Below are 639 nucleotides of genomic sequence, written 5' to 3'. Positions count from 1 at the left end.
ATGATGTGCTTTCAAATTGTTCAGATAGAACAAGAATCGAAGAAGTATGTCATGGATACAAGTACTATAAGCCCCAAGAGCTATTACTGGGGAATAAAAACAGATACGATTACAGTGGACATGGTGGAGATTGAAAAGAATAATAACCAATTCGAAATTAAACCTAGCAGACCTGTAAGTGCAACAATGGGAGCCATTATCGTTCAACCAATCGTCAAGGTTAGCTATGATGCGCTGAAAAAATTTTTTATTCACAATAATATTAGCGAGCAAATATTATTAAAGTTATTACTCTTTGCAATTTCTATGCTGATTTCTTATTTTGCAATTCTGATTTCATTAAAGTTATCCCATAATAAAGCAGATAAATGGATTCCTCAAAACAGCAATAAATACACAGTGACCTTTACAACTATTAAAAAAAGTAACGGAGGAGTATATCCTTTGGTTGGAGCAATTGCCCTTTGTTTACTTTTCTTTCTTGGTTTGAATAATGGAACAGAAGGGGCTTTTTTGGTAATCAATGGAATCATATCGTTATTCTTTTTCATGTTTACTCTAGGAAGTTTTCCAATCGCTCATCCATACAAGCATGGTCAAATTGAGGTTGAAAAGATTGAGAAAATATAGAATAAATGA

At 32.9% G+C, this 639-nt stretch carries 1 protein-coding gene; it reads left to right on the top strand.

All coding sequences use genetic code 11. From position 1 onward, the window contains the following. Positions 1-630: DUF443 domain-containing protein (locus tag HMPREF1115_RS07090; RefSeq protein WP_000968447.1), on the top strand; the 630-nt coding region annotated here is incomplete at its 5' end. Between the last annotated feature and the right edge of the window lie 9 nt (positions 631-639).

Source organism: Streptococcus oralis SK610 (genome assembly GCF_000257455.1).
In the GTDB taxonomy this organism is placed as follows: Bacteria; Bacillota; Bacilli; order Lactobacillales; family Streptococcaceae; genus Streptococcus; species Streptococcus oralis_CB.
This window is presented reverse-complemented; position numbering and strand designations above follow the sequence as displayed.